Origin of the sequence: Stenotrophomonas sp. 2YAF22 (assembly GCF_052114665.1) — a bacterium.
Lineage (GTDB): Bacteria > Pseudomonadota > Gammaproteobacteria > Xanthomonadales > Xanthomonadaceae > Stenotrophomonas > Stenotrophomonas indicatrix.
Genome location: NZ_JBFRFE010000564.1, coordinates 1 through 2,887, shown reverse-complemented (window position 1 = coordinate 2,887; position 2,887 = coordinate 1). Strand labels below are relative to the sequence as shown.

Here is a 2,887-nt window from a genome sequence, read left to right as displayed (position 1 = left end):
ACGCCCCACACCTGCCCTCCGACCTGATCAGCGAGCTGCTGACCGGCATGCGGCTGCATGGCGTTCAATACCGACGCATTCAGACCGGGCCGACCTTTGGGCTTGGATTTACCCCGAAGCCCGGGCATGCCTACTTCCATTACGTGGCAGTGGGCACTGCGATTCTTCGTGGCGAGGACGGCAGCCAACACCTGCTCTCCGCCGGGGATGTCGTGCTTCTTCCCCGAGGAGAAGGACACGCGTTGCTGTCGGGCGAGGACCATCCCGTCCAGTGCCTGGAAACGATAGACGCCGCCCCGCTGGGTGACACGGTGAGCGGGATAGACACGTGCCCGAGCACCCATGCCGTGCCAAGCGCCGTGCTTTTCCACGGATGCATGGTGTTCGATCTGGGTGGCATGCAAGGGTTGAGCAAGGTGATGCCGGCGGTGATGTTGGCCGATGGCAACGGCACTCAGTTCCCCGGGCTGTTGCCGATGGTCGACGCGATGAAGCGCGAGGTGTGCTCCGGACGTATTGGATTTGCAGGCATACTCGCCCGACTGGCGGATGCCGTCGCCGCCATGATTGTCCGCGACTGGGTCGAGCGCGGTTGCGACGGCGCATCCGGCTTGGTCATGGCCATGCGCGACCCTCGTCTATCGCTGTCGTTGCTTGCCCTGCACAAAGATCCTGGGCGTGACTGGACCGTCGAAGCGTTGGCTGCAGAATCCAACATCTCACGTTCTGTCTTTGCAGACCGGTTCCAGACCGTTATTGGAACCGCGCCCCTGCGGTACGTGACCGAGCTGCGAATGCAATTGGCGAGTCAATGGCTGACCCACCAAAGCCTCTCCATCGAGGTAGTGGCAGAGCGTCTCGGCTACGCGTCGCAGGCAGCCTTCAGTCGCGCCTACAWGCGCGTCATGGGGCACTCTCCTGGGGCGACTCGGCGCGGGCGCCCCTTGGCCTCGCCATAGTCCACTCACGGCCAGAAGTGGACATCAGCGCTACCCGCGATGAACATCCCTAATCTTCTGAGCTGCCGTCGAATCAACAACCTCTCTCGGCTGCATCCATGGGGCGTGCCGTGAGGTCACCGGCGTTCAATTGTCTTTGGCAGCTCCAAACATGGCACTAGAGTGGGCTATCCCAGCCACATCCAGCGGCCGTGATGCGCTCCTTGGCTAAGCACAATCTGAAGTTCTCACGGCTGTCACCACAAGCCTTTGCTCAGTCGGCCGGTGATCCGTCCCCTTCTTTAGCGGGGTTGACGCGTTTGCGTTTGGTCGCAACGTGCTCTTCGCCGATCGCGTAGAAGTGCGCACCCGCAATGTAGTGGACGCTTCTGAGATCGTCGGGAGCTTCGGCAAAGTGCCAATGGCCCTCTGCAAACACGCGTGCATCAGCCCATGCTCCGACTACCTCCGCCACGAAAAGATCGTGGCGGCCCTGCATCTGCGGCTCCGGAATCAGTCGACATTCGAGCCAGGCAGCACATCCGGACACGAACGGCATGTCTCGTCCGTCCAGGTTCATCAGCTCAACTCCGCAGCGTGCCAACTTATCCGGATCTTCCGTCAGGCTCATATGTCCGACCTGGTAGGTCAGCTCTACCTGAGCGACCGTGGGAACCTGAACGACCAGTCGGCCGCTGAGCTCGACTAGTTCCCGGGTCTTCGCGATCTTGTCCAGGACAACCGTAAGCTTGGGCGGGTCATAGTCCAAGGCGCAGGCCCATGCTGCGGCCATGACGTTGTCCACGGCGTCGTGCCGAGCGGATACCAGGACAGTCGGGCCGTGATTGATCAGTCTATAGGCCTTATCCAGCGGCACTGGCCGTATGTCGGTGCTCATCGCGATGCTCCTATTGTCGTTCCAACGTATCTGCACGCATTGCGCGGATCGGGGCCGCCTCACCTTGGTCGCTCAGAAACGCCGCCAGGCTTTCGTGGCCACCCACAATAAGAGAACGAATGGCCTCCGTCTGCATGCCGTGGGGATCTTGCTGCTGGTTCTCAAAGCTGGCGGTCCACTGGACCACCGACTTTTCCTGACCGTGCAGCGGAATGATCTTCACATGTGCCACATAGTTATCCACTGCAAGCGGCGCCTCCAGGAAACGATAGGAAAAGCTCTGCTGACGCTCGTCCATCATGAGAAGCTGCTCCCGAAGCATCGCCCCGTCGGCCAGAACCAGGCGGCGAATGCATCCGACCACCCCATCCGGCCCGTCGCCCTCTATTTCACTGCTGGGGATGGCGGGGTGCCAATCACTGATCGCACCAAAGCGCTTGAGCACACTCCAGACGGAATCCGAATTGCTGTTGATAATGGCGTTGTATTGAACCTGAGGCATTCTTTTCTCCTGGTGGCACAGGGCTCACCTGCAGCAATGTTTGGGTTGAGCGGATGACTTCAGATCATCTGCTCGGAAGTGACAATGTGAGTGCCCGGGACCTGACCTACTGCTGCATTGAGCAGCTGTGCTGCGATCGCCTGTGGCAGATTCAGGCGCAGGCGTTTGGGCAGAATTAGGCCGATAAGCTTCAAGGCCATCACCAGGGCTCGTTCGATCAAACGAAATGCCTCGCGATCTCCGCCGATCACTCCAGGCCGAACATAGGTGAGCGACTCAAATCCCAACGTGGACAGGTCATGCTCCAGCTCAGCCTTCACCCGGTTGTAGAAGAAGCGAGACCTGCGGTTGGCTCCTGTTGCCGAGGTGAGCACGAATGCCGGCGCACCGTGCGCGCGTGCGAACCGCGCGACGCTCAGTGGATAGTGGTGATCAACCTTTCGAAACTCGGCCTTTGATCCCGCAGCACGAATCGTCGTACCCAACGCACAGATCACTGCGTCGACTTCCCACCAGCTGGCCTTCTCATCGAGCGCGTCAAAGTTGGTG

The 2,887-nt window shown here is 60.3% G+C and carries 4 protein-coding genes; 1 reads left to right on the top strand and 3 read right to left on the bottom strand.

Translation table 11 applies throughout. The features are described 5' to 3' along the window. Positions 1–959, top strand: a 959-nt coding sequence (locus tag AB4Y84_RS18215; protein WP_442250600.1) for an AraC family transcriptional regulator, incomplete at its 5' end; no start/stop codon positions are given. Positions 960–1,212: 253 nt separating this feature from the next. Here the strand turns inward: AB4Y84_RS18215 and AB4Y84_RS18210 are convergent. From AB4Y84_RS18210 to AB4Y84_RS18200, 3 genes are all read right to left on the bottom strand, one after another. Continuing rightward, positions 1,213–1,836: a flavin reductase family protein gene (locus AB4Y84_RS18210; RefSeq protein ID WP_442243568.1), complete on the bottom strand. Its 624-nt coding sequence runs from the start codon at positions 1,834–1,836 to the stop codon at positions 1,213–1,215. Between the two features lie 10 nt (positions 1,837–1,846). Then, on the bottom strand, positions 1,847–2,338 hold the full coding sequence (locus AB4Y84_RS18205; protein ID WP_442243569.1) for an SRPBCC family protein: 492 nt from the start codon (positions 2,336–2,338) through the stop codon (positions 1,847–1,849). A 59-nt stretch (positions 2,339–2,397) separates the two neighbouring features. Next, the coding region (locus tag AB4Y84_RS18200; protein WP_442250599.1) for an NAD-dependent dehydratase at positions 2,398–2,887 on the bottom strand (490 nt) is incomplete at its 5' end.